At 44.3% G+C, this 25,406-nt stretch carries 21 protein-coding genes, 2 tRNA genes and 1 pseudogene; 16 read left to right on the plus strand and 8 right to left on the minus strand.

The genetic code is table 11. The features are described 5' to 3' along the window. Window positions 1–39: 39 nt before the first annotated feature. The 3 genes from ACTRWI_RS08375 to ACTRWI_RS08385 form a co-directional block, all read right to left on the minus strand. Entirely contained in the window at window positions 40–3,429 is a 3,390-nt protein-coding gene (locus ACTRWI_RS08375) for a response regulator (protein ID WP_499130485.1), read from the minus strand. Window positions 3,430–3,644: 215 nt separating this feature from the next. Beyond that, window positions 3,645–4,667 carry a 16S rRNA (guanine(1207)-N(2))-methyltransferase RsmC gene (rsmC, locus tag ACTRWI_RS08380; protein ID WP_499130487.1) on the minus strand — a complete coding sequence of 341 codons (1,023 nt, stop codon included), beginning with the start codon at window positions 4,665–4,667 and terminating at the stop codon, window positions 3,645–3,647. A gap of 110 nt (window positions 4,668–4,777) precedes the next feature. Next, window positions 4,778–5,863: an AI-2E family transporter gene (locus tag ACTRWI_RS08385; protein ID WP_499130488.1), complete on the minus strand. Its 1,086-nt coding sequence runs from the start codon at window positions 5,861–5,863 to the stop codon at window positions 4,778–4,780. Between the two features lie 76 nt (window positions 5,864–5,939). Between ACTRWI_RS08385 and ACTRWI_RS08390 the strand changes: the two genes are divergently transcribed. Next, a complete protein-coding gene (locus ACTRWI_RS08390) occupies window positions 5,940–6,065 on the plus strand; it encodes a hypothetical protein (RefSeq protein WP_004734537.1) in 126 nt (41 codons plus the stop codon). Between the two features lie 131 nt (window positions 6,066–6,196). On the opposite strand, the gene hemL is transcribed toward ACTRWI_RS08390, so the two are convergent. Beyond that, window positions 6,197–7,492 carry a glutamate-1-semialdehyde 2,1-aminomutase gene (gene hemL / locus ACTRWI_RS08395; RefSeq protein ID WP_499130490.1) on the minus strand — a complete coding sequence of 432 codons (1,296 nt, stop codon included), beginning with the start codon at window positions 7,490–7,492 and terminating at the stop codon, window positions 6,197–6,199. A 263-nt stretch (window positions 7,493–7,755) separates the two neighbouring features. On the opposite strand from hemL, the gene erpA reads away from it, so the two are divergent. From erpA to ACTRWI_RS08410, 3 genes and pseudogenes are all read left to right on the plus strand, one after another. Next, window positions 7,756–8,130 (plus strand): iron-sulfur cluster insertion protein ErpA, encoded by a 375-nt coding sequence (gene erpA / locus ACTRWI_RS08400; protein WP_216604752.1) that lies wholly within the window; start codon window positions 7,756–7,758, stop codon window positions 8,128–8,130. 260 nt (window positions 8,131–8,390) lie between these two features. Next, a complete protein-coding gene (locus ACTRWI_RS08405; RefSeq protein WP_499130493.1) occupies window positions 8,391–8,528 on the plus strand; it encodes a hypothetical protein in 138 nt (45 codons plus the stop codon). Next, a pseudogene (locus tag ACTRWI_RS08410) lies at window positions 8,521–9,167 on the plus strand (efflux RND transporter permease subunit); the annotation flags it as partial. The gene ACTRWI_RS08405 and the pseudogene ACTRWI_RS08410, both read left to right, overlap by 8 nt. Before the next feature lie 100 nt (window positions 9,168–9,267). Here ACTRWI_RS08410 and shyC read toward each other — a convergent pair. Next, on the minus strand, window positions 9,268–10,557 hold the full coding sequence (gene shyC / locus ACTRWI_RS08415) for a peptidoglycan DD-endopeptidase ShyC (RefSeq protein ID WP_499130494.1): 1,290 nt from the start codon (window positions 10,555–10,557) through the stop codon (window positions 9,268–9,270). Window positions 10,558–10,686: 129 nt separating this feature from the next. On the opposite strand from shyC, the gene tyrS reads away from it, so the two are divergent. Beyond that, entirely contained in the window at window positions 10,687–11,874 is a 1,188-nt protein-coding gene (gene tyrS / locus ACTRWI_RS08420) for a tyrosine--tRNA ligase (protein ID WP_499130496.1), read from the plus strand. Window positions 11,875–12,298: 424 nt separating this feature from the next. Beyond that, window positions 12,299–13,144 (plus strand): magnesium transporter, encoded by an 846-nt coding sequence (locus ACTRWI_RS08425; RefSeq protein ID WP_171367371.1) that lies wholly within the window; start codon window positions 12,299–12,301, stop codon window positions 13,142–13,144. Between the two features lie 108 nt (window positions 13,145–13,252). Here ACTRWI_RS08425 and dacB read toward each other — a convergent pair whose 3' ends face one another. Beyond that, entirely contained in the window at window positions 13,253–14,686 is a 1,434-nt protein-coding gene (dacB, locus tag ACTRWI_RS08430; RefSeq protein WP_499130499.1) for a serine-type D-Ala-D-Ala carboxypeptidase, read from the minus strand. Window positions 14,687–14,794: 108 nt separating this feature from the next. Continuing rightward, the gene (locus tag ACTRWI_RS08435) at window positions 14,795–15,820 is read right to left on the minus strand and encodes a porin (protein WP_499130501.1); all 1,026 of its coding nucleotides are present in this window, start codon (window positions 15,818–15,820) and stop codon (window positions 14,795–14,797) included. A 515-nt stretch (window positions 15,821–16,335) separates the two neighbouring features. On the opposite strand from ACTRWI_RS08435, the gene greA reads away from it, so the two are divergent. Continuing rightward, on the plus strand, window positions 16,336–16,809 hold the full coding sequence (gene greA / locus ACTRWI_RS08440; protein ID WP_499130502.1) for a transcription elongation factor GreA: 474 nt from the start codon (window positions 16,336–16,338) through the stop codon (window positions 16,807–16,809). A 126-nt stretch (window positions 16,810–16,935) separates the two neighbouring features. Here greA and yhbY read toward each other — a convergent pair whose 3' ends face one another. Next, window positions 16,936–17,232, minus strand: coding sequence for a ribosome assembly RNA-binding protein YhbY (gene yhbY, locus ACTRWI_RS08445; protein WP_499130503.1), 297 nt, complete (start codon window positions 17,230–17,232; stop codon window positions 16,936–16,938). Between the two features lie 114 nt (window positions 17,233–17,346). On the opposite strand from yhbY, the gene rlmE reads away from it, so the two are divergent. From rlmE to nusA, 9 genes are all read left to right on the plus strand, one after another. Further along, the gene (gene rlmE / locus ACTRWI_RS08450; protein ID WP_004738253.1) at window positions 17,347–17,976 is read left to right on the plus strand and encodes a 23S rRNA (uridine(2552)-2'-O)-methyltransferase RlmE; all 630 of its coding nucleotides are present in this window, start codon (window positions 17,347–17,349) and stop codon (window positions 17,974–17,976) included. Between the two features lie 98 nt (window positions 17,977–18,074). Beyond that, entirely contained in the window at window positions 18,075–20,051 is a 1,977-nt protein-coding gene (gene ftsH / locus ACTRWI_RS08455; protein ID WP_499130506.1) for an ATP-dependent zinc metalloprotease FtsH, read from the plus strand. An 88-nt stretch (window positions 20,052–20,139) separates the two neighbouring features. Then, window positions 20,140–20,970 carry a dihydropteroate synthase gene (folP, locus tag ACTRWI_RS08460; RefSeq protein ID WP_499130508.1) on the plus strand — a complete coding sequence of 277 codons (831 nt, stop codon included), beginning with the start codon at window positions 20,140–20,142 and terminating at the stop codon, window positions 20,968–20,970. 21 nt (window positions 20,971–20,991) lie between these two features. Further along, window positions 20,992–22,332, plus strand: a complete 1,341-nt coding sequence (gene glmM, locus ACTRWI_RS08465) for a phosphoglucosamine mutase (protein WP_499130510.1) — start codon at window positions 20,992–20,994, stop codon at window positions 22,330–22,332. Between the two features lie 277 nt (window positions 22,333–22,609). Continuing rightward, the gene (secG, locus tag ACTRWI_RS08470; RefSeq protein ID WP_499130511.1) at window positions 22,610–22,942 is read left to right on the plus strand and encodes a preprotein translocase subunit SecG; all 333 of its coding nucleotides are present in this window, start codon (window positions 22,610–22,612) and stop codon (window positions 22,940–22,942) included. 16 nt (window positions 22,943–22,958) lie between these two features. Next, a tRNA-Leu gene (locus ACTRWI_RS08475) sits at window positions 22,959–23,043 on the plus strand. Between the two features lie 53 nt (window positions 23,044–23,096). Next, a tRNA-Met gene (locus ACTRWI_RS08480) sits at window positions 23,097–23,173 on the plus strand. 234 nt (window positions 23,174–23,407) lie between these two features. After that, window positions 23,408–23,863 (plus strand): ribosome maturation factor RimP, encoded by a 456-nt coding sequence (gene rimP / locus ACTRWI_RS08485; protein WP_004738265.1) that lies wholly within the window; start codon window positions 23,408–23,410, stop codon window positions 23,861–23,863. A 35-nt stretch (window positions 23,864–23,898) separates the two neighbouring features. Next, entirely contained in the window at window positions 23,899–25,386 is a 1,488-nt protein-coding gene (gene nusA / locus ACTRWI_RS08490) for a transcription termination factor NusA (RefSeq protein ID WP_105025491.1), read from the plus strand. Window positions 25,387–25,406: the final 20 nt, after the last annotated feature.

Genomic DNA, 25,406 nt, shown 5'->3' on the forward strand with positions numbered 1-25,406 from the left:
ACACGCAAGGTGGGCTAATAGAGTGATGTTAGTTCAGAATTAACTGGTCAGTAATTTCTGCAGTTTGTCCCTGAGCATCTCAATGTGCGTTCTCTCTGGTGTCTGTTCTTTACAGTGTTCGAGAATGAACTCGATAGAGCTTAGAACTGTTCGCCAGCGAGGTGTTTTAGGCAGCGTTTCTACACGTAGATATTTGTCTAATGTTCGCGTTTGTAGTGTGCTTCTGTCTAGGTAAACGCGCCACAAGCCACTCTTCTCCGCGAATGCAAACTTAGTTTCTCCGGTAACCGACTCCCAGTAAAGGATGGCGTTGGTCATCGCGTCGACTAATACCTCTCGCATTAACTCTTGTTTGTTTTTACCTTCTCCACTGGCTTTATCTGCCAGTCGAGTAAACTCACCACCGAGTTCTTTCAATTGTTGCAGTTTGTCCTTATCACCTTCAAAGGCGTAGCTGGAAAGCGCTTCAACCGCCGTTTCAAGGTTATTAATACGATTTGAGTTAACGCCACCGCCAACATTGAAGATGTACATGGTGTCTAGCCCAGAGCCTTCAGGTAACTTAAGGATGTCACTCGGTATGCGCTGACGAGTATCATCTATATAGATGTCGATATCGCCACAGTAGTGCGCTTGTTCCACCTTTAGGTATTTAGGCGCGATAATTTCGTCGGCCATTGAGCGCTTGAGTTGCTCTTGTCCACGTCTAAATAGCTTTGCTGCGGCTTCGTTGGCAAAGCGAATGCGTTGGTCATCACGAATGCAGATGATGGCCTCTGGCGCTGATTCTAGTTGCTCAAGTAAACGTCCCTGAGTTTCTAGCAAGTTAGCTTCAACCATCGCTCTGTGCTTAAGTTCGAGTTGTAGTTGGTCGTTCTTAAGGCGTCTCTGCTCAGCTTTACTTGCTAATAGATGTGCTGTGATTCGAGCTGCTAGTTCTTGTTTGTTGAATGGCTTAGACAAATAGTCATTAGCGCCAGCTTCGAAGCCGCGTACACGGTCTTCTGCTTGGTTGAGCGCGGTAAGCATTATGATCGGTAGTTGCGCATGGTCATATTGCTTACGCAGTGTTTCACACACTTGATAGCCGCTCATGCCCGGCATCATGATATCGAGCAGCAGTAGCTCTGGCTTCTCTTTTTCAATCAGGTCAATGGTTTCAGGGCCATCGCAGGCTGTACGTACTCGATAACCTTCTAGTTTTAAGAAGCTGTCTAAGACACGAAGGTTAACGGGTTCATCATCGGCGATAACCAGTAGCGGACCATCAGGGTTCTCATTGATGACGCTGTTTTCCTGCTGCGTGTTATCAATCAAATCAGGCGCTTTGAAGTGTGAGTAGCTACCTGATTCGTTGTAGTTTTTAAGCTCTTCTTCTGTTGCTAGAGGCAGAGTGAAGCTGAACGTAGTGCCCAGCATTGGCTGGCTACTTACGTACAGCGAACCACCCATTAATTCAATTAGCTGGCGACTGATCGATAAACCAAGACCTGCACCTTGGCGATAGTTACTGGCGTCTTGGCCTGCTTGAATCAGTGGTTCGAAGATATGTTCAAGGTACTCTGCTGGTATCCCTTGACCTGTATCGACCACTTGCACACGAATGTTGTCGTCGATGACACTCGCAGAGATAACGATTTTACCTTCTGATGTGTACTTGATGGCGTTTCCGACCAAGTTATACATTATCTGCTCAAGGCGCTGAGGATCGGACGACACTAGCCCTAAATCGCTTGGTACTTGGTTAATGATACGAATCGGTTTATTGCCCAGTAGGTGGTGAGATAGCTCGAGCACCAAGCTAGTGGCTGCAGATAGATCAACGGCAGATTTTTTAATGTCCAAACTGCCGTAGCGCATCTTGTGATAATCAAGCAGATCATCAACCAAGGTTGCTAGTCGCTGACCACTATTGATAATGATATCCAGCTGGTATTTCTGGTTAGCCGGGATAGGGTCATTCGCACCTGATATCAGTGCTTCAGCAATACCAACCATACCGTGCAGAGGTGTTCTCAACTCGTGTGAGGTGGTTGCTAAGAATTCATCTTTGAGTTTATTGGCTAGCTGCAATTCATCATTTTGTTTCTGAATGGTCTTAAGGTTTTCCTCAAGTTCCTCATTTTGACTCTTGATCAGCTGCATCTTGTCACGAATTGAACGTTGCATTCGCTCAAAGCTGACTGCCAAGCGACCAATTTCGTCTTTGCGCTCGGTATTGATCATGGTTTCATCAAGATCGCCAGCGGAGACTTTTTCGGCTGCCCATGTTAGTTTAAGCAGCGGTGAGGTGATGAAGTTTGATAAATAGTGTGATGCAACCACCACCAAAATGATTGCCGTGAGCATCACGATAACGAAAATCTTTTCAAGCTGGTGAATACGTGCGAAGGCTTCTTTTTCGGGAAGCTCAACGATCAAAGCCCAAGTGGCGTACTTGAGTTCAATGGGTGTATAAGCTGCGATGATGGCTTGATTCTGGGTGTTATCGAATGTGCCAACTGCGGTTTCGCCTGCCAGTGCTTTGTCCACCACATCTAGGCTTAGGTTGATAGATTCTTGCGAATGAGAAAGGCTACGAGGTAAGTGGTCACTACCAACGAGCAGAGTCTGGATGTTAGAACTCTTGTTTTGATCGGCAATCAGCTTAGTAATGCCGTTGATTGGCAGCCTAAACATCGCGTAACTGTGTAAATAACCTTGCTGCACGATAGGTGCCCCTAGCCATGCTGTTTGTTTACCGTTCTCATCCTTAAAGTCGGAGACAATAACTGGCGTGTAATCTTCGTTGGATTTACGTCGGTCAGTGACGTCTTTAGCTAGTCGCTTAAAAGTAATACCTAGGTTTGAGTCCTTATATTTACCTGTTAGCAAGTTAGTGCCGTAATCGTCATTTTTAAAGACGGAGTAAGCCACGTTACCGTTGATATCAACCAATAAAATATCTTCAAAATCAGAGCGTTTAAGCAACTCTAGATATGCGTTATGGTAGCGCTTATGCAGTAAGCGATAACGTTCACTGCCAATATAGCTGCTCGATTCTGGAAGAATGGATGTTTTGATCTGATCACCAGAACCTTGAATGTAACGTTGTTGAGCATTGCTGCGAGCTTCGTCAATATCCAAACCCAAGCGCTGGAAAGCATTGATCAAGCCATAGAAGCGTCCACCACTGGCATTGGCGAGTTCTGAGCGAACAAAGCCCATCACTTGAGATTCTTGAGCCTGTAGGTAATCGACAATCTGTTGTTGCTTAGTATCACGAACAGAAACAAGGTGCGAAGTGCTTTGTTCCTGAAGATCCTGACTGTGCGATTGAAGGAAAAATATCGCGATAAGTGTCACTGGTGTAATACTAAGGACAAGAAACGCCAGCATTAGGGTATTTTGAAGGCGCTTAAACTTCTGCTTACGATAAAATCTAAACATAAATTGGGTACTACTTTCCTTGATGTACTGCTAAAGGGGCGAAAACAAGTACAGAGAATAGAATTAAATGATTTCCAATTTAACGAAATTAACGAGTTTTTTTACTTTGACAAGTAAGTGGTATTTAAAGCGTGTGCAAAAGCTCACTTTTATAGGTTTTTGATAAAAACATGAACAGACAGCGCAGATAATGACCCTGCGCTGTGCTAGAGAGGCTACTTGTTTGCGTGGTAGATCGCGAATTTAGTGGTCTTATTTAGAGTCGCGCATTTTCCAAATGCTTGCTCAATAATTGGGATGTATTTTAAGAAGCTGTTGGCAACAATGATTAGCTCACCAGAGCGGTTTAAATACTGCGGAGCCTGTGCCAGAAGGGTTTCTGTTGCACTGTAGCTCGTATCCAAGCCTGAGTGGAATGGTGGGTTGCTGATAATGAATTGATAGTCTTGCGCTGTATCTGAGTAGACGTCAGAAGCGAAAACTTTGCCCGTTAAGCCGTTCGCTTCCAGAGTTGCTTGGCTAGACGCTACTGCAAACGCACTGATGTCACACATCTCAAGCTCAATATCAGGATTGCGAGAGGCCATCACCGCACCGAGTACACCTGCCCCACAACCGAAATCCAGCACTTTCCCCTTCAACGTTGGCAAAGTATCGAGCAGAAGCTGGCTACCGACATCGAATTCACCATGGCTAAAGACACCTGGCAGACTTTTTACGGTAAGTGATTGCTCACCAATGTTCACCGAGTAAGTTTTAAACCAGTCTTGCAGGTTAAAAGCGGCTGGCTGCTCAAAGCATTGCCCCCAGTAGAAAGAGCAACGACGCGCTGAATCGTATTTTGCGACCTTACCGTAAGCGGCAAACATCTTCTCAATGCTTTTCACACCAGAGCGGTTCTCACCAACCACAACAATCTCAGTATCTTTGCCTAGTTTGGCAAACAGCATAGCTAGCAAAAACTCAGCTTCAGCTTTTGCTTTTGGCCAGTACAACATCACTAAATCAGCTTTGGTCTCTTCGGTAAACTCAGCACCGTAAAAACGTTGAATAGTGCTGTAGCCTTCAAGCTGACGGTAGTAGCTATAGTTTGAAGTAAATACAGAAACAGACTCACAGTGTTTTGCTAACTCAACAGGGAATAAGTCTTCAGCCTCACCGGCAACTAAAACATGTTTGCCTTCAAAGTAGGCAAGTTGGCGCTCAGCAATCTGGCTTGGGGCAATATAAGCTGACATAGGACACTCTATTGAATTGTTAGCAAAAAATGAGGGCGGATTTTCGCATAATCCGCCCAAAGCTTGAAGTGTTTAATACTCGTTCGGCAAGTAAGTGATTGAAGAGCGGTTTAACTCTTGTCTTGCTGATTTAAAAAGTCCTTAAATTCTTCATCGTAGATGTTAAATAGAACAATGGTAATCGCAAAAATCAGCGGGCCGTAGATAAGGCCAATCAGTCCGAATAGTTGGATACCACCCAGTAGCGAGAAGAAGATCATTAGGGTGTTCATACCCGCACTGCCTTGCATTAACAGCGGTCGTAGTAGGTTATCTATCGAGCCAACAATCGCCACGCAGTAAACCGTTAGGAAGATAGCCCAAGTCGTGTCGCCGGTTAGGAACAAGTATGCCGCCGCAGGGAGCCAGATTAGCGCAGTACCGACTACTGGGATGAACGAAGCAAAGCCCATCATGGTGCCCCAGAACAGGCCCGGGAAGCCAGCAATCCACATACCGAAACCACCAGCAATACCTTGTGCGATAGCGGTTAGGAATGATCCCATCACTGCTGATTTTGATACTTGCTCAATCTCAGCGAGAAGTTTGTCTTCTTGGCTGCGAGACAGAGGAAGAATATGGCGAACCACACTGATGATCTTGTCATGGTCTCTAAGTAGGAAGAACAGAACGAACAACATCAAGAAGAAGTCCATCAAGAAGTTGGTCGCATCACCAAGGATCTTCGCACTAATGCCGACAAGCTTAGAGCCAAAGCTTGTCGCGAACTCACCAACTTTCTGTGCGATAGCTTTCGGTTCAATGTTATCGAAAGGCAGGTAGTTATTAATGAAAGATAACGCTTTAACCACGATAGGGTGCTCAAACAGGGTTTGAATACCGCCATGTGTGACCCATTGATAGGTGTTTTGAGAAAATAGAGAGCCTTGCTGCACGATCGCTGCGAACACTGCCAGTAAAGGGATAACAATAATAAAGGTTAAGATCACACAAGATAGTAATGAGACGAGGTTTGCTTTGTTCGGGATCTTCTTTTCAAGCCACTCATGGATCGGAAACATTAACAATGAAATGATGAAGGCCATTACGATTGAGTTAACGTAAGGTTCTATAAGTAGGTAACAAGCATAAGCCGCAGCGAGCAGCGCAATGATGATTACCCAGTGACTGGAATTGATTTTAATTTTTTCTGACACGGTAATGGTCTCTATATTTGCGTTCTGAGTTTATAATGGCTGCAAAACAGAGAGTTAGCAATGAGGAGTTTTGATAATGGGATGCTGTAATAAAGACAAGAAATGCCAAGATGAAGAGCAGCAAACGAAAAAAGAGATTCCTTGGTTCAGAATGTTCCTTGGTACGCTCATGCTGTTGGTTTTCTTGTTCTGGGAACGTTAAGCGCTTTGCCGACATAGGTCGACGTATGTGACAGAGTGATTTCCCTTCATAAGTTGAGTGCTATCCATTAAAAAGGGCTGCGTTAATGCAGCCCAAAATTCAATCAGTTAGCGACTTATTAGCGCTTTTGATTATTTGCTTTCTGCAGCAATAATAGCAAGAGAACGGTCAGCGGCTTCTAGTGTCGCTTCAATCTCTTTTGAACCGTGAGCAAGAGATGTAAAGCTTGCTTCGAATGCAGAAGGTGCAAGGTATACACCGTGATCTAGCATCAGGTGGAAGAAGCGCTTGAAGCGTTCTACATCACACTTAGTTACATCTTCGTAGCATGTTACTGCATCTTGCTCAGTGAAGAAGAAACCAAACATGCCGCCAACTTGGTGAACTAGCATTGGAATGCCGTGCTTGTCAGCTAGTTGCTTGAAGCCATTCGCTAGCTGCTTAGTTTTTGATGCTAGACGCTTCTCGTTGCCTTCTTCACGCAGAAGGTTCAGACATGCATAGCCCGCAGCCATTGCTACTGGGTTACCGGAAAGAGTACCAGCTTGGTAAACTGGGCCCGTAGGTGCGATGTATTGCATCACGTCTTTACGACCACCAAAAGCACCTACTGGCATACCGCCACCGATAACTTTACCAAGACACGTTAGGTCTGGCTTGATGTTGTAGTAAGCCTGCGCACAGCCTTCAGCAACACGGAAACCTGTCATCACTTCATCAAAGATCAGTAGCGCGCCTTCTTGATCACAGATCTCACGTAGGCCTTCGTGGAAGCCTTCTACTGGTGGGATACAGTTCATATTACCCGCTACAGGCTCAACGATGATACAGGCGATCTCACCTTTGTTTGCTTCAAACAGCTCACGTACAGAGTCTAGGTTGTTGAATGTTGCCGTTAGTGTGTGTTTAGCGAAGTCTGCTGGTACGCCTGGAGAGCTTGGCTGACCTAGAGTCAGAGCGCCAGAACCTGCTTTTACAAGTAGGCTGTCTGCGTGGCCGTGGTAGCAGCCTTCAAACTTAAGAATTTTGTCACGACCAGTAAAGCCACGAGCAAGGCGAATTGCACTCATCGTTGCTTCAGTACCTGAGCTAACCATACGTAGCTGTTCCATTGAAGGAACCATCTCAGACACAAGCTCAGCCATTTTGATTTCAGTTTCAGTTGGAGCACCGAAGCTAAGACCACGTTGAGCCGCTTCAATTACTGCATCACGGATAACAGCGTGGTTGTGACCAAGGATCATTGGACCCCAAGAGCCAACGTAGTCGATATATGCTTTACCATCAGCATCAAAAATAAGTGGGCCATCAGCGCGTTCAACGAAGATTGGAGAACCACCTACGCCATTGAATGCACGAACTGGAGAGTTTACGCCACCAGGAATAGTTTGCTGTGCTTTTTCGTACAGCTCTGCTGATTTGGTCATTGATATATCCTCTTTTGACTGTCGGACCAATTGGTTGGCATTGTACCTATCCATAATCCAACTAGGAATGGTTTAGCTGATATAATCGCCCGAATCTGATTATTTTGTGTGGTTGCACATTCATTTTGTTTCTATTTGATGAGTTTTTAGCAGGAAAAACGGCGATCAGGTGGTGAATACTTGAACGTTTCAATCAGGTATTGGATAATCAGCAGAATATAAGAAAATACTCAACAACTATGGTCTCGAATTAGATTTGTATCATGTTGTTTTTGACACAGGTAAGAGAGGTTGTCGTGAGCGAAGCAAATATCCCATTGTCTTTTTCTGATGCAGCAGCTACCCGCGTACAAACGCTGATTGCTGAAGAAGAAAACCCAGAGCTAAAACTGCGTGTATACATTACAGGTGGTGGTTGTAGTGGTTTCCAATACGGCTTCACATTCGATGAAAAAGTAAATGATGGCGACACAACTATCGTAAACAGTGGTGTAACGCTGGTTGTCGATCCAATGAGCCTACAATACCTAATGGGTGGCGTGGTTGATTACACTGAAGGCTTAGAAGGTGCACGTTTCTTTGTAAACAACCCTAATGCAACAACTACATGTGGTTGTGGTGCATCATTCAGCGTATAGGCCCAGATTAACGTCGCTTAACTGAAAGCCATATTTGAATCATCGTAAACGCCGGACTTATGTTCGGCGTTTTTGTTTTTTATCCCCTTCAATTTTACCTCCCTTTCGTACACGGCATATTTTTTAAACTGTTGATAACGTGCTCAACTTTATTTCTCCAGTCCTGTTAATATTACTTATTTGTATCAGTGAGTCTCTTGCGAGGCTGTTGCGCCAATTAATGCACCTAATACACCTAATGCGCCAGAAAAGGATTTGTTATGCCAACTCTACCTTCTAACTCAGCACTTTTTCAGAAGCTTAAACAGCCGTGCTTAGTTTCTTTGATTTTAGTGATGTTGCTTTCTATCTGGCTTGGTTTAGGTGTGGGACAAGCTGAAGAGTCGCTTTTTTGGTGATGTGGCGACAGTACGCCGAGCGTTTCGAGACCCAGAAAGCTTTGCTCGCTTAGATGGTATGTCTGCGGTGGTCTTGGATATCAAGAAGCGTGCTGGTGAGAACATCATTGAAACGGTTGAGCTAGTGAAAGCGGTAATGGCTAGTGCTCAGCAGCAAGCCGAGTGGCCAAATAACTTGCTGGTCAAGTACACCAAGGATGAATCTGAAGATTTGAAGACCATGCTCAATGATCTGCAAAACAATATCCTATCCGCCATTATTCTGGTGGTGATCGTTATCATCGCTATTCTTGGTGTGCGTACTGCTCTGCTGGTGGGTATTTCTATTCCCGGCTCATTCCTAACTGGATTACTTGTTCTCTCGGTATTCGGTTTGACCGTTAACATCGTAGTTCTGTTTTCGCTGATTATGGCGGTCGGAATACGGTGGACGGAGCGATTGTGGTGACTGAATTCGCAGATCGACGGATGCAAGAGGGAGAAGGGCGTAAAGATGCCTACCGAGATGCAGCCAAGCGGATGGCATAGCCGATTACCGCCTCTACCGCAACGACTTTATCGGCGTTTGCTCCGCTGTTGTTCTGGCCTGATGTGACGGACGAATTTATGAAGTTCCTACCACTCACCCTGATCGCGACTAACACTAGATGGGAGTGTTACGCGAATATAAAAAAAGAGCGCCTTGACGGGCGCTCTTTTCATTTTCTATTTTGCTCTGAAGCTACAAGTCTTGAACTTTCTAGTTCGTCGCTAGCAACTGACCGTATCGCTCAAGGTTTTTCAATCGAATCTCTGAGTTTGCAATAAAGGTTGCTTTTGCCTTACCCGTTAGCGACTTAGATTGAGGTAACTTCACGGTACGCGCATTCTTGTGAACGCCATTAACTAAGAATTCGTAATGCAAGTGTGGACCAGTTACACGGCCTGTGCCGCCCAGAGTACCAATAGTTTGACCTTGCTTGACTCGTTGGCCTGTTTTCACCATCCGCTTCTTCATGTGCAGGTATTTGGTGACGTAGGTATTGCTGTGTCTAATGAATACGTAATTACCGTTGAATTGGTTGTAGCCAGATTTCTGTACGGTACCATCACCTGCAGCCCAGATAGGTGTGCCAACAGGGGCTGCATAATCGGTGCCTCTGTGCGCACGAATCTTGCCAGTTACTGGGTGTTTTCGGCGTGGATTGAAGTTTGAGGTTACACGACGGAAATCGATAGGAGCGCGCAGAAAGGCCTTCTTCATTGCACGGCCGTTTTCGTCGTAGTAGTTACCGCTTTTATCGTCTAATACCGCAGTAAATGAATCGCCTTGGTTGGTAAAGATAGCAGCTATGATCTTACCACGGCCAATCACTTCACCTTCAACCACTTTCTCTTGATATAAGATTTTAAAGCTGTCGTTCTTACGAATATCTAATGCAAAGTCGATATCCCAACCAAAGATACCCGCAAGTTCCATGATTTGGTTAGCGGTTAGGCCTGCACTGACACCGGCATTCCAGAAATTTGAGGTAATATTGGCTTCGGCATAGTTGTATTGATAAGCGACTTCTTTTTTATCAAAACTTGAGGTGAATGAATCGCCGGATTTGGTGATTTTGAAGCTTTCAAACGCGCTAAGTTGTCGTTTGAGCTGAATAAGGTCGTTGTTTTCATCAAATCCGAATTGCAGCACATCACCAGGTCTTAGGTTTGAGAGCTGCTTTTTAATGTCTTTATTGGTATTGAGAAGATTGAGTAACAAGCGGTATGAGAGACCAATACGTTCAAATAAAACAGAAGTGCTTTCGCCAGAGCGAACCGTGTATTGTTCCCAGTTCAGGACAGCTGTTGGTGGTGCGTCATTCGAACTTACTAGCGCGGAAGCATCGATGCTCAAAGGGTAATGTTTACCTACGACAAGTACGCCCGTATCGTCGCGCAAGCTGTTGACGTCGGGAAGTAAGAAAATCGCGATGAAAATTATGGCACTAAAAAATACGATAAAGGCCCGGTGCAATATAGGAAGGCGTGCAAAAATAGACAACATGTTCCGGTTCGTTCTGTAAATATGATGAAAATCGGAGACGGAATAGTGTAACTGGTTTCAAAATACATCGCTATTCAAGTAAGATGTCTAACTATTATATTTTTGCCAAATCTGTGGGAGTGAACAAGAATGGCGAGTATTGAAGCTGCACTAGCCGAGATCAAACGTGGCGTAGAAGAACTTATTCCAGAAGACGAGCTGATTGCTAAATTAAAAGAAGGTCGTCCTTTACGCATTAAACTGGGTGCTGATCCAACAGCTCCAGATATCCACTTAGGCCATACGGTTATCTTTAACAAGCTTCGTGCTTTCCAAGAGCTTGGTCATGAAGTGACATTCCTGATTGGTGATTTCACTGCAATGGTTGGTGACCCATCAGGTAAAAACTCAACGCGTCCACCACTAAGCCGTGAAGACGTATTGAAGAATGCTGAAACTTACAAAGAACAAGTATTCAAAATTCTAGATCCTGCGAAAACACAAATTCGCTTCAACTCTGAGTGGCTATCTGACCTTGGCGCAGAAGGCATGATTCGTCTTGCTTCTAACCAAACTGTTGCTCGTATGCTTGAGCGTGATGACTTCAAAAAGCGTTACGCTGGTGGTCAACCGATCGCTATCCACGAATTTATGTACCCACTTCTACAAGGTCACGACTCAGTTGCACTAGAGAGCGACGTTGAGCTTGGCGGTACTGACCAGAAGTTCAACCTTCTAATGGGTCGTGAACTGCAAAAAGCGGCAGGTCAAAAACCACAAGCGGTACTGATGATGCCACTACTTGTTGGTCTAGACGGCGTTAAGAAGATGTCTAAGTCAGCACACAACTACATCGGTATCAGCGAAGCACCAAGCGAGATGTTTGGTAAGATCATGTCTATCTCTGATGACCTAATGTGGAGCTACTACGAGCTTCTGTCTTTCCGTCCGCTTGAAGAAGTGGCTGAGTTGAAAGCTGGCGTTGAAGCGGGTAAAAACCCACGTGACGTTAAAGTACTTCTGGCTAAAGAGATCATTGCTCGTTTCCACAGTGAAGCTGATGCTGATGCAGCAGAGCAAGAGTTCGTTAACCGCTTTGCTAAAAACCAAGTGCCAGATGATATGCCTGAGTTCGAATTCGAAGCAGGCCTACCAATCGCTAACGTTCTAAAAGAAGCGGGTCTAGTAAACTCGACTTCTGATGCGATGCGTATGATCAAGCAGGGTGCTGCTAAGATCGAAGGCGAGAAAGTTGAAAATAACAAACTGGTACCTGAAGCGGGTACTGCAGTTTATCAGGTTGGTAAGCGTAAGTTTGCTCGTATTACTATCAAGTAATAACGCATATCAATGATTGAATAAAAGGCATCTACGGATGCCTTTTTTATTGACACAAAGTTGACGAAAAACTTTTTACAGGATTGCTACACTATGCGCGCTGTCGAGCTGACAGTAATTTTGGAGATTTTTATGAACAATACCGACCATCCTCCTAGTTTGAATGGAGAAGAATAACCTGTCTCGGTATTGATCTATTGTCCTTCCGTTCAGGTAGGGTATCTTTGTTTCCCCCTCATTCTTTTCCACACACTAGATTCTAACAAGTAGACACATCAGTGCTTTAAGATCCTGATGCGCTTAGCTATATATGCTTGAGTTATAGGATTTAAGCTCTTAGTGTGCAAAGCTTTATGTTCTTGAAGTACTCGCTGAAGCCTACTTGTTTTGATGGTCGTTACCTTTGCCAATCGGGAGATTCGCCATGACGGTAATGAACAACACTTTTTTATCTATTGAAGCTCTGTACTCAGAGCAAGACATTCAAGCTGTATCGAATGCATTTCAGCAATATGGCCGTGAACAGCAGGTCAGGCTTTTGAATTGTATGCCGCTTGAAGACGCAGTGCTTGTATTAGGGCAATGCTCTCTAAGTACGATTCAAGCTCTACTTAGTGAGTTAGAGGAGCAAGGCTTTGAAAAGCGCTCGCGACATCTAGCTCACCAACTAGGGTTAATCTATTCAGAGGTTGAACCCCAACAAGGTTACCTTTCTACTGGTGTGTTAAGCCATGTTAGACAGCGTATTGGTTGGATTATTTCGCTGGCACTGCTAGGTATCGTTTCTGGGCTTATTATCGCTCAGTACGAAGACATCCTAAGCCAATTGGTGCTTCTGGCTATTTACATGCCCGTCATCGCCGCGGCTGGTGGTAACACGGGAACCCAAGCCGCGACTCTGGTAATTAGAGCCTTAGCTACTGGTGAGTTGAAGAAACGCCAGTGGGCCAATGTTCTGTGGAAAGAGTTTAGAGTGGCTATTTGTTTAGCACTAGCGATTGCAGCTGTAATGATTGGACGTATCTTGCTGTTCAGTGAAAACCAATCCACTGGTGGTTATGACATTAATATGATTGCCTTTGCTATCGCGGTTGCTCTGTTTATTCAGGTGACTATTTCAACGGTTCTCGGTGGTGGGTTGCCTATTGTAGCTCGTTTGTTCAAGTTGGACCCAGCGGTGTTGGTGAGCCCGGTATTAGCGTCAATAGTAGACATCTCAGGGATGTGGATCTATTTCACCGTCGTAAATGCGTTTTTAGGCATTGCCTAGCGCCTATTAAATAGTAACAGCACTTCGAAAATAAAAATGGCGCTGAAGATTTAAGATCTTCAGCGCCATTTTTTATTGCGTCATAAACCGTTTACAACAAACGATTCGTCATTTGGACTGGCTCTGTGTTTGACTGTATTCAACCACATCTTTATAAAAAGCACGTTCAAACAGCGTAATCGGTGCTTCCACTGGTTTATCTGGATCTTGTTCTTCAGGGAAGTAGTCGCGAACAAATTGTACGAACAGAGAGCTTGGCTTTCCTGACTTATCTAAACCATATCCCGCCATATTGTAAGTTCCGTACAAAGAACCACTCTTAGCTGTGATGCTGCCCTGAATCGGTGCCTTCCTCATGCTTTGTCGGTACTTCAGCGTTCCATTTATACCTGATGTTGGCATGGCTTCGATCAGGTTGAGCTGTGAGTCTTTTTCCCAGATATAGCGAAGCACTTTAGCCATGGTCTGCGATCTCATTCGATTGTTTCTAGATAAACCAGAACCATCCACAAGTTGCGCTTTACTGAGGTCGATATTCGCTTTGGTCAGCAGTATCTGCTTTATTGCTTCAGTGCCGTTATTGAAACTGCCCGGCTGCACATAAAACTTAGCTCCCAAGGTTTTGGTGAGATTGTCTGCGATCAGGTTATCTGATTTTTTTAGCATAGTATCGAGCAGCTCTGGAAGTTTCGCTGAGTGATGGCTAGCCACTAATGTCTTTTTATTGGTGTTCTCCTTAGCTCCAATGATCACATCACCTTTTACTTGCATTTTCAGCTCCTTAAGTAGTGAGTTCACCACTTGAGAGGTGTAAAGCTCAGGGTTTTGAATGGCGAACTTTAGTGGTAATGGCTTCTTACGTTCCACTAAGCAGCCAGAGAGCGTATATGAGTTATCTGTTGTGGTGATGAGCTCTAAGTCGCACTGGGTGGCTTTTTGTCCAGAGCGCGTAACAGTGGCTGCATTGGTTGTCACGTCTATTGGATAATGGGCTGGAATATAGACGCGGGTGTTGCCGTTATCTTTTGTATAAATAGAGGCTTGGGCACAGTTGCTGTCTAAGGTCATCGCACTAGAAGGCGCGCTGTAACAAACGCCTAGAATGTCCCAAGGCCAACCCACAGCTCGTTGATAGCCGGTATAAGCGGTGTTATCCAGGTATAAGTTGCCTTTTATGGTTCTGGATTGATATTTAACGTACTGAACTAACAGGCTTTTTAGGTGTTCGCGTTGTAGTGTTGGGTCGCCGCTAAATGAAATGATCGAATCATTGCCAGAACGAACAATGCTGGTGGTGTAATGAAAGTTGTCGCCTAGCTCTAATTTAGCCGCTAAAGCCGTCACCAGTTTTAACGTGCTGGCTGGTGGATAAAAGTCATCGCTATTGGGATTTAGCTCACTCGAATCATCACTCAATGATTGGAGTATCAAACTCACACTACTACCATCGGGCAGTGTATCAAGAGGGGCGTATGCGAAAGCGTTAACAGATAAAGCGCTAATGGAAAAACTACATAGCAGTAGTGTGGGTAGAAGGCGCATAGAAGATTGTCTTGGATGGCTGATGTTTTCAGTATACAGATATAAAAAACGCCCGCTAGAGAGCGGGCGTTTTGATTCACAATTAACTAATCAATTAGATAATCAGAATTAGAAGTCGTAACGTAGGCCGATAGCTAGCTCGTCTTCAGCGTCTGCTTTAGATGCAGTACGAGTAACTAGGTTAGTTGTATCACCAAACTTGTCGCCTTTAGAAATTAGGTTGAAGTTGTACGAGATGTACGTACGGAAGTTCGGTTTGAAGTAGTAAGTTGCATCGATAGCAACGTTATCAGCAGCTGTCTCGTTGTCGAACTCAGCGTTGTTGTACGTTAGCGTGAATGCAGTATTGTCTAGTGTGTATGCTGTTGCGAATTCGTAACCAGTGTAATCACCGTTCTTCTTCGCTAGCTCACCGTCTGTGAAAGTACCTGCGAAATATAGAGACTCAATGCGGTAAGATGCAGCAAGCATGTACTCGTTTTGCTCGTCTTGGTCAGCGTAACCTGCACCTAGCTTAAAGCCAGAATCGCCGATTGCGTAGATACCAGATAGAGAGTAACCATCTGCGTTGTTGTCTGTGTAACCGCCATCAACTGAATCTGTACGGTCTGCGAAGCGGTAGCTTGCTTTTACTGCTAGGTCTTGGAACTCGCCTTTGTAAGAAAGCATGTTGTCAGTGCGGTCTGCTGCAGCAATTTTGTATGCTGCCGAGTTACCGTGGTAAGACATGATATCCGTGAAGTCAGTGATTACGCCTAGTGCACCATCGTTTTTACCGTAAGTTACTTCACCGAAGTTACCGCCCATACCAGCGTATGTGTAACGGTGGTCAATGTCGTCACCGCCAGTGTTGTCAGCAGTGTTGTATTCTGCTTCGTAGAAACCAACACCGTATAGGCCGTCTTGGATTTCAACTTTACCTAGGAAGTTAAGACGTACACGTGTTTTATCTTCAGCTTTGCCGTCTTTTAGAGATAGACGAGCTTCAGCACGGCCACCGATTTCTAGAGAAGTGCCGTTAGAGCTGTATACAGAAGTGCCGTCGATACCACCAGCTTGTTTACCGTCCGCTGCTACTGCGCTAGTAGCAAGAGCTGCAGCTGATACAGCAAGCGCGATCATAGTCTTGTTCATGTTATTAATTCCTAATTACTGTCCATAAAGGTATTTATTAAGGATTTGAACCCTTTTGTGTATTGCCTGTATTAATCAGGCTTCATAACCATGATTAGAACAGAAGTCTGAAAAATGCCAGTGCAATCCATGGGTTACTTTTTACCTCTAAAGTTCATTTGTCAGTTAGTAAAATGATATAAAACTAAAAAACGAACACTGTTTTATTATATTTTTTGTTATTTAAGTTTATGTTTTATAGTGTTTTTTACAAAAGTGTGATCTGTGTTTGTTTTGTTTGTTTTTTGTTTTTTTAGATATTTATTTTTCGACTTATTGATGGGGAGGTTACTATTCATTTTTGTGATGTCAGTAATTTTGACCTAGATACAGCTTTTAAAACGCAAAGTGGAATAAAGATGATTTAGCCATAAAGTTTGTTTACACTTAGCCAAATCGTTTTGTTTCTACTACCCAATAAAATACGTTGGGTGTATTTATGTTGGCCAAAGAAAACTTTGGCATAGAGGTAAAAAATGGAAAAGGTTCCAATGACAGTACGTGGCGCTCAGCAGCTACGTGACGAATTAGATCGCCTACTTAAGCTACGCCCTGTTATCTCAGCAGCTATTGGTGAAGCACGTGAACTAGGTGATTTAAAAGAGAACGCTGAATACCATGCTGCTCGTGAAGAACAGGGTATCTGTGAAGCTCAAATCCGCGACATTGAATATAAACTTTCAGTGGCTCAGATCATCGATGTAACTCAGATGGAAAATACGGGTAAGATTATCTTTGGTACAACAGTCACTCTGATTGATGTTGATACAGACGAAGAGTACCGTTACCAAATCGTTTCTGAAGACGAAGCCGATATCAAAACTGGCCGTATCTCCGTGAAGTCACCAATTGCTCGTGGTCTTATCGGTAAGATGGAAGGCGACGAAGTAATTATTTCGACTCCTGGCGGTGATAAAGATTACGAAATTGACAAAGTAGAATATATCTAATTGAATTTTCTTTGTTTCTGATAAGTAAAAAGGTCGCTAAATGCGACCTTTTTCGTTTCTCACGCTACACTAAAAGATAAGCGCACTGGCCATCCCTCTGTGAAGCTAGCTTATTAAATGGCTAACTTACTTACGTGGAATCTCGATTTTACGTGCTTCTGATTGACGGAATAGTACTAGAACTTTACCGATAGTCTGTACTTTCTCAGCTTTAGTTTCACGTACAATTGCATCGATAATTAGCAGCTTAGTTTCACGGTCTTCTGATGCAACTTTAATTTTTATCAGTTCATGATGGTCTAAAGCTAATTCGATTTCCGCTAGAACAGCTTCAGTAAGTCCATTTGCGCCCATTAGCACTACAGGTTTTAAACTGTGAGCTAGGCCCTTTAGATGCTGCTTTTGTTTGGTACTTAGGTTCATTACGCGGCCAATTTTCTTTACTATTAGGGTTGAAAAAACCTATTTTAACGCCATCTAATGCTGAAGACTATAATTTATTCGGCAATTAGTACTTTCCTCCACTTTAGGTATCCAATGAGCAAACAGAAACACTCGGCCAGTTCAGGCCGTTGGTTGAAGGAACACTTCGACGACAAGTACGCAAACGAAGCAAGAAAGAAAGGCTATCGCTCACGTGCTTATTTCAAAATGGAAGAGATTCAAACGAAAGATAAATTGCTGTCTCCAGGGATGACCGTTGTGGATTTAGGTGCAGCGCCTGGTGGTTGGTCTCAATATGCTGCTAAGATTGTTGGAGACAACGGACAAATCATTGCGTGTGACTTGTTACCAATGGATCCGATTGCTGGCGTTAGCTTCTTACAGGGCGATTTTCGCGAAGACGCTGTTCTTGAAGCCTTATTGGAACGTATACAACCAAATATGGTTGATGTCGTGATGTCAGATATGGCACCTAATATAGCGGGCAACAACTCTGTAGATCAGCCAAGAGCTATGTATTTAGTTGAATTAGCTTTGGATATGTGTCGACAAGTTCTAGCTACCGATGGTAGTTTTGTTGTAAAAGTATTCCAAGGCGAAGGGTTTGATCAATACGTTAAAGACGTCCGTGAGATGTTTAAAACGGTGAAAGTCAGAAAACCCGACTCTTCTCGAGCTCGTTCTCGTGAAGTGTTTATCGTAGCCACTGGTTACAAAGGTTAACGATTCTCTTTCAAGAGTGAGAGTTAACAATATAGCTACAGGTTACAAACTGTAGTACCCTACCTTTAATTACAATTAGTTATCGAGAGGCTGACACCTTGAGTGACATGGCAAAAAATTTAATTCTGTGGCTTGTTATCGCAGTAGTGTTGATGTCGGTATTCCAGAGCTTCGGCCCTGGGGAAAGTAACGGCAGAGCAGTAGATTACACCACGTTTGTACAGGAAGTTGGCCAAGGCCAGATTCAAGACGCACAGTTCAATAACAGCGAAATCACTTTCACACGTCGTGGCGGTGGTGCTAAGTATGTAACTTACATGCCTGTTTATGATCAAAAGCTACTTGATGACTTAATTAATCAAAAAGTAAAAGTTCAGGGCACACCACCTGAAGAGCAGAGCCTACTAGGCACTATCTTCATCTCTTGGTTCCCTATGATCTTACTGATTGGTGTGTGGATTTTCTTCATGCGTCAAATGCAAGGCGGCGGCGGCGGTAAAGGCGCGATGTCTTTTGGTAAGAGCAAAGCTCGTATGATGAGCGAAGAACAGATCAAAACGTTGTTTGCAGACGTCGCTGGTTGTGACGAAGCAAAAGAAGACGTGAAAGAATTGGTTGATTACCTTCGTGACCCAAGTCGTTTCCAAAAACTGGGTGGTAAGATCCCTACAGGTATCCTGTTGGTTGGTCCTCCTGGTACAGGTAAAACGTTGCTTGCAAAGGCGATTGCGGGCGAAGCGAAAGTACCATTCTTTACTATTTCAGGGTCTGACTTCGTTGAAATGTTTGTTGGTGTCGGTGCATCTCGTGTACGTGACATGTTCGAACAAGCTAAGAAAGCAGCACCATGTATCATCTTTATCGATGAGATCGATGCAGTAGGTCGTCAGCGTGGCGCGGGTGTTGGTGGCGGTCACGATGAGCGTGAGCAAACACTGAACCAAATGCTCGTTGAGATGGATGGTTTCGAAGGTAACGAAGGTATTATCGTTATCGCAGCGACTAACCGTCCAGACGTACTAGACCCAGCATTACTTCGTCCTGGTCGTTTTGACCGTCAGGTTGTGGTTGGTCTACCAGACGTTCGTGGCCGTGAGCAGATTCTTAAAGTACACATGCGTAAGGTTCCACTAGCAGGTGATGTTGAACCATCTCTTATTGCACGTGGTACACCAGGCTTCTCAGGTGCAGACCTTGCGAACCTTGTGAACGAAGCGGCGCTATTTGCAGCTCGTGGTAACAAGCGTAATGTTTCTATGGTTGAGTTTGAACTTGCTAAAGATAAAATCATGATGGGTGCAGAGCGCCGTTCAATGGTTATGTCAGAAGAAGTGAAAGAGTCAACGGCTTATCACGAAGCAGGACACGCGATTGTTGGTCGTTTGGTACCAGAACACGATCCAGTGTACAAAGTATCAATCATTCCACGTGGTCGTGCACTTGGTGTGACGATGTACCTACCAGAGCAAGATCGTGTGAGCATGTCTCGCCAACACCTAGAGTCTATGATTTCTAGCTTGTACGGTGGTCGTCTTGCTGAAGAACTTATTTACGGTAAAGACAAAGTTTCAACTGGTGCATCTAACGATATCGAACGTGCAACTGATATTGCTCGTAAGATGGTTACGCAGTGGGGCTTCTCTGAGAAACTGGGTCCTCTTCTTTACGCAGAAGAAGAAGGTGAAGTTTTCCTTGGTCGCGGTATGAGCCAAGCTAAGCACGTTTCTGATGACACGACTAAGCTTATCGATGAAGAGATTCGTATCCTTATCGACCGTAACTACGACAGAGCTAAGAAGATTCTCGAAGAGAACATGGATATCATGCATTCGATGAAAGACGCTCTAATGAAGTTCGAAACGATCGATGCAGGTCAAATTGATGACTTGATGGAACGTAAGCAAGAGATTCGTGATCCAGCTGGTTGGGGTGATCAGGTAAAAGTTGAGCCTGCAAAGGAAGAAGCAAAACCTGAAGCTAAGGCAGAAGAAGCTAAAGCGGAACCGAAAGCTGAAGAGTCAAAAGTTGAAGAAGTTAAATCTGAATCAGATGATGCTCAAAACAAAGATTCTTAATCACTAACCAGTCAATTAAAACCCTGAGTACGCTCAGGGTTTTTCTGTTTATAGCCTATGGTGTTTTACTCTTTAAGATCGGCCTTCCATGATATTAAAAGCAAATAATAAAACTCTCGTGTTAGATCGCCCACATGTGATGGGGATCCTCAATGTCACCCCTGATTCTTTTTCTGACGGTGGAAAATTTAACTCACTTGATAATGCCCTACAGCAAGCAGAACGCATGATTAAAGCGGGCGTTAGCATTATCGATATTGGTGGTGAGTCAACTCGACCTGGCGCTCCTGATGTTTCGTTAGAAGAAGAGCTTGCGCGTGTCATCCCTGCTATTAAAGCGATTCGTGCCAAGTTTGATGTGTGGATCTCGATAGATACCAGTAAAGCGGAAGTGATGCGCCAAGCTGTTGAAGCGGGCGCTGATTTGATCAATGATGTGCGCGCTTTGCAAGAGCCAGGAGCATTACAAGTCGCTGCTGATGCCAATGTCCCGATTTGTCTGATGCACATGAAAGGCCAGCCAAGAACCATGCAAGCTAACCCAAATTATGATGATGTTCTTCTGGATGTAGAAGCATTCTTGCAAGAAAGGGTAAAAGCTTGTGAGGCGGTTGGTATTTCAAAAGAGCAGCTGATTCTTGATCCAGGCTTTGGTTTTGGTAAAACCATAGAACACAATTACCACCTACTAGCGCATCTTGAAAAGTTTCATTCGTTAGGCTTACCTGTGTTAGCTGGGATGTCGAGAAAATCGATGATTTTTAAATTGCTAGACAAGGTTCCAGCCGACTGCATGGTCGCAAGCGTAACTTGCGCAACCATTGCCGTAATGAAAGGCGCACAAATTATTCGTGTTCATGATGTCGAAGAGACATTGGAAGCGATGAAAATAATCGAAGTGATGAATAACAATCACTAAATATAATTAAGGAAAATCACTATGTCTGATAAAAGACGTTATTTCGGCACAGATGGTGTGCGTGGCAAAGTAGGCCAATACCCAATCACACCTGATTTTGTTCTGAAGCTTGGCTGGGCTGCTGGTCGTGTACTTGCAAAGCAAGGTACAAAGAAAGTTATTATCGGTAAAGATACGCGTATCTCTGGTTACATGTTGGAGTCTGCGTTAGAGGCAGGTCTTGCTGCTGCGGGTCTACAAGCTACGTTCACTGGCCCTATGCCAACACCTGCTGTTGCTTACCTAACACAAACATTCCGTGCTGAAGCGGGCATCGTAATCTCGGCTTCACACAACCCTTACTATGATAACGGTATTAAATTCTTCTCTTCTGAAGGTACTAAACTTCCAGATGATATCGAGTTGGCGATTGAAGCTGAACTTGATAAAGACATTGAGTGTGTTTACTCTTCTGAGCTTGGTAAAGCAGTTCGTCTAAACGATGCGGCAGGTCGCTATATTGAATTCTGTAAGAGCACGTTCCCGAATCAAATGACCCTTGCTGGCATGAAGATTGTTGTTGATTGCGCTCACGGCGCGACTTACCACATTGCTCCAGCGGTATTCAAAGAGCTAGGTGCTGAGGTTGTAGCTATTGGCGTTGAACCAAACGGTACCAACATTAACCACGAAGTGGGTGCGACGGATGTTCGTGCTCTACAAGCGAAAGTGCTAGAGGAGAAAGCTGCACTAGGCCTTGGCTTTGATGGTGACGGTGATCGTATCATCATGGTTGATGAATTAGGTAACAAGGTTGATGGTGACCAAATTGCTTACATCATTGCTCGCGATGCACTACGTCGTGGTGACTTGAAAGGTGGCGTTGTTGGCACACTGATGACAAACCTCGGTATGGAAAACGGCCTTAAGCAGTTAGGTATTCCATTCGTACGAGCTGCAGTTGGTGACCGTTACGTAATGGAACAACTGCTAGCAAAAGGCTGGAAGATCGGTGCTGAAAACTCAGGTCACGTTATTCTGCTAGATAAGGTCACTACTGGTGATGCTATCGTTGCAGCACTGCAAGTTCTTGCTTCCGTGGTTGGCAGTGAAATGACATTGAATGAGCTTTCTCAAGGCATGACGCTATACCCGCAAGTCTTAGAAAACGTTCGTTTCAGTGGTGATTCAAACCCACTGGAAGCTGAAGCGGTGAAAGCGGCAGTTGTAGAAGTAGAAGCTGAGCTTGGCGAGAAGGGCCGTGTATTATTACGTAAGTCTGGTACAGAGCCACTATTACGCGTTATGGTTGAAGGTGAAGATGCTGATTTAGTTCAAGCTTCAGCACTTAAGATCGCAGATGCGGTAAAAGCGAACTGCTAATTTAGCGCCTTATTCAGTGAGTGCTATCAAGAATATCTACGAGTAAGAAGAGTTAAATCGTATAGAGGTCAAAAGGGACATAAATGAGTTTTGTGTTACTTTTGGCTTTTTTTTGACCGTTCGCTTGGTAAGGGCTTATTTTTTAGCAAATTCTCCTTGTCAGACACCGCCGCATTCGCTAATATTGCTCGGCCTTCAGTTAGGAGGTCGCTAGCCTTGTTCTTAAAGAAACTTTTTGAACGGCGCTGGCTCAACAATTAGGTACATAGGTGGAAGAATGTTTACAGTTCTACTTGTGATTTACCTGTTGGCAGCGCTTGGTGTAATTGGCCTAGTGTTGATTCAACAAGGTAAAGGCGCAGATATGGGAGCCTCTTTCGGTGCTGGCGCTTCAAACACTGTGTTTGGTGCTAGTGGCTCAGGAAATTTCCTAACCCGAATGACTGCAATTTTTGCAACTACATTTTTTGTCCTTAGCTTAGTGCTTGGTAATATGTCTACACATAAAACTGAGTCACAGTGGATAGACCCGACTCAAGGTCAAGTTATCCAGCAAGCTGAAGATACAGTGAGTGAAGTTCCGGCGCAAGGCGACGAGATTCCACAATAATCTGTAAAGATTTGATGCCGAGATGGTGAAATTGGTAGACACGCTAGCATGAGGTGCTAGTGCCTTAGGGTGTGAGGGTTCGAGTCCCTCTCTCGGCACCATGTTTACAAACTTGTAAAAGATCTTGTTGGGCGTATAATGCTCGCAAGTCGGACGCGGGATGGAGCAGCTTGGTAGCTCGTCGGGCTCATAACCCGAAGGTCGTCGGTTCAAATCCGGCTCCCGCAACCAATTTTAAGTACTATATTTAGACTTAATTGGTAGCAAGTTTGCACAGTGTGAACCTCACTGTGAGTTAAGTGTGAGATCGAAAGTGATGGCACTTAGCATATAAGGGTCCAGCAACAAAAACCCCGGCTTATACGGGGTTTTTTGTTATCTAAGCATTTGTAAATGCGTTTAGATAATGTTTGCTTGGAATTTAAATTGGGCTTTGAGCCCTTTTTTTGTTTCTGGAGTGGTTAAATGACTGGTTTAGAAAGACAACTTACTGAAATGCTTGACGCTCCAGTAGCAGCATCAGGTTATGAGTTAGTTGGATTAGAATTTATTCGTGCTGGTGAGCACTCAACGCTACGTATTTACATCGATTCTCCAAACGGTATCAATGTAGACGACTGCGCTGAAGTTAGTCACCAAGTAAGTGCCGTAATGGATGTTGAAGATCCAATTTCAGTGGCTTATAACCTTGAAGTGTCTTCACCAGGTTTAGAGAGACCACTGTTCAAAGCAGAGCATTACCAACAATTTATTGGTCACGAGGTAAGCATCGTTTTGAAAATGGCTGTCGGCAACCGTCGTAAATGGAAAGGTGATATCCAATCTATTGAAGGCGAGACAGTAAAAGTATTAGTTGAAGGACAAGAAGAAGAATTCGTCCTGAGCAATATTGCGAAAGCGAACCTGATCCCTAAATTTTAGTTCTCCTAGAGAGAAGAGCTTAAGAGGCTAGATTAATGAACAAAGAAATTTTGGCGGTAGTAGAAGCTGTTTCTAATGAGAAAGCAGTTCCTCGTGAGCGTATTTTTGAAGCGCTTGAAATCGCGCTTGCAACGGCAACAAAAAAGAAAAGCGAACTAGAAATTGAAGTTCGTGTTGAAATCGACCGTAAAACAGGTGATTTCGAAACTTTCCGTCGCTGGGAAGCTGTTGAAGTCGTTGAAAACCCAACGAAAGAAATTTCTCTTGAAGCGGCTAAGATTGACGATCCTGAGATCGAACTTGGCGGTTTCATTGAAGATGATATTGAGTCAGTAACGTTTGACCGTATTACGACTCAAACTGCGAAGCAAGTTATCGTACAGAAAGTACGTGAAGCTGAGCGTGCTCAAATCGTTGAGCAGTTCATCGACAACGAAGGTGAGCTTGTAACTGGTGTTGTTAAGAAAGTTAACCGTGACACTATCATCCTAGACCTAGGTAACAACGCTGAAGCGGTAATCCTACGTGATGACCAACTTCCTCGTGAAAACTTCCGTCCAGGCGACCGTGTACGTGGTCTTCTATACGCAGTTAAACCTGAAGCTCGTGGCTTCCAGCTATTCATTACTCGTTCTAAGCCAGAGATGCTAGCTGAGCTATTCCGTGTTGAAGTACCTGAGATTGGTGAAGAGCTAATCGAACTTAAAGGTGCTGCACGTGACGCAGGTTCTCGTGCTAAAATCGCTGTTAAAACAAACGACAAGCGCATTGACCCAGTGGGCGCGTGTGTTGGTATGCGTGGTGCACGTGTACAAGCGGTTTCTGGCGAGCTTGGTGGTGAGCGTATCGATATCGTTCTTTGGGATGATAACCCAGCTCAGTTCGTAATCAACGCAATGGCTCCAGCTGACGTTGCTTCTATCATCGTTGATGAAGATGCACACTCAATGGACATCGCTGTTGAAGCGGACAACCTAGCACAAGCTATCGGCCGTAGCGGTCAAAACGTACGTCTAGCATCTCAACTAACTGGTTGGGAACTGAACGTAATGACGGTTGAAGATCTTCAGAAGAAACACCAAGAAGAAGCCGTTGCTTCAATTGAAAACTTTATGAAGCACCTAGACATCGAAGAAGACTTCGCTCAGCTACTTGTTGAAGAAGGTTTCTCTACACTAGAAGAAGTTGCTTACGTACCAGTAAACGAACTTCTTGAAGTTGATGGCCTAGACGAAGGCATCGTAGAAGAACTACGTAACCGTGCAAAAGATGCACTAACGACTCTAGCACTTGCGAAAGAAGAGACGTTTGACGGTGTTGAACCAGCTGAAGACTTGCTAGCACTTGAAGGCCTAGAGCGTGAAATGGCTTACAAACTTGCAGCAAAAGGTGTGGCAACATTGGAAGACCTAGCTGACCAAGGCGTTGATGAACTAGAAGGCATTGAAGACCTAACTGCAGAACGTGCCGGTGAGCTAATCATGGCTGCACGTAACATCTGTTGGTTCGGCGACGAAGAATAATTCAGCAAGGAGAGAAAGCG

Source organism: Pseudoalteromonas sp. G5_S1_14_S5, assembly GCF_054968605.1.

Coding starts and splice junctions, on each gene's coding strand:
- ACTRWI_RS08375 (WP_499130485.1), bottom strand. CDS start 3,429: ATGTTTAGATTTTATCGTAAGCAGAAGTTTAAGCGCCTTCAAAATACC.
- rsmC (WP_499130487.1), bottom strand. CDS start 4,667: ATGTCAGCTTATATTGCCCCAAGCCAGATTGCTGAGCGCCAACTTGCC.
- ACTRWI_RS08390 (WP_004734537.1), top strand. CDS start 5,940: ATGGGATGCTGTAATAAAGACAAGAAATGCCAAGATGAAGAGCAGCAA.
- hemL (WP_499130490.1), bottom strand. CDS start 7,492: ATGACCAAATCAGCAGAGCTGTACGAAAAAGCACAGCAAACTATTCCT.
- erpA (WP_216604752.1), top strand. CDS start 7,756: ATGTTGTTTTTGACACAGGTAAGAGAGGTTGTCGTGAGCGAAGCAAAT.
- ACTRWI_RS08405 (WP_499130493.1), top strand. CDS start 8,391: ATGCCAACTCTACCTTCTAACTCAGCACTTTTTCAGAAGCTTAAACAG.
- shyC (WP_499130494.1), bottom strand. CDS start 10,557: ATGTTGTCTATTTTTGCACGCCTTCCTATATTGCACCGGGCCTTTATC.
- tyrS (WP_499130496.1), top strand. CDS start 10,687: ATGGCGAGTATTGAAGCTGCACTAGCCGAGATCAAACGTGGCGTAGAA.
- ACTRWI_RS08425 (WP_171367371.1), top strand. CDS start 12,299: ATGACGGTAATGAACAACACTTTTTTATCTATTGAAGCTCTGTACTCA.
- dacB (WP_499130499.1), bottom strand. CDS start 14,686: ATGCGCCTTCTACCCACACTACTGCTATGTAGTTTTTCCATTAGCGCT.
- ACTRWI_RS08435 (WP_499130501.1), bottom strand. CDS start 15,820: ATGAACAAGACTATGATCGCGCTTGCTGTATCAGCTGCAGCTCTTGCT.
- greA (WP_499130502.1), top strand. CDS start 16,336: ATGGAAAAGGTTCCAATGACAGTACGTGGCGCTCAGCAGCTACGTGAC.
- yhbY (WP_499130503.1), bottom strand. CDS start 17,232: ATGAACCTAAGTACCAAACAAAAGCAGCATCTAAAGGGCCTAGCTCAC.
- rlmE (WP_004738253.1), top strand. CDS start 17,347: ATGAGCAAACAGAAACACTCGGCCAGTTCAGGCCGTTGGTTGAAGGAA.
- folP (WP_499130508.1), top strand. CDS start 20,140: ATGATATTAAAAGCAAATAATAAAACTCTCGTGTTAGATCGCCCACAT.
- glmM (WP_499130510.1), top strand. CDS start 20,992: ATGTCTGATAAAAGACGTTATTTCGGCACAGATGGTGTGCGTGGCAAA.
- secG (WP_499130511.1), top strand. CDS start 22,610: ATGTTTACAGTTCTACTTGTGATTTACCTGTTGGCAGCGCTTGGTGTA.
- rimP (WP_004738265.1), top strand. CDS start 23,408: ATGACTGGTTTAGAAAGACAACTTACTGAAATGCTTGACGCTCCAGTA.
- nusA (WP_105025491.1), top strand. CDS start 23,899: ATGAACAAAGAAATTTTGGCGGTAGTAGAAGCTGTTTCTAATGAGAAA.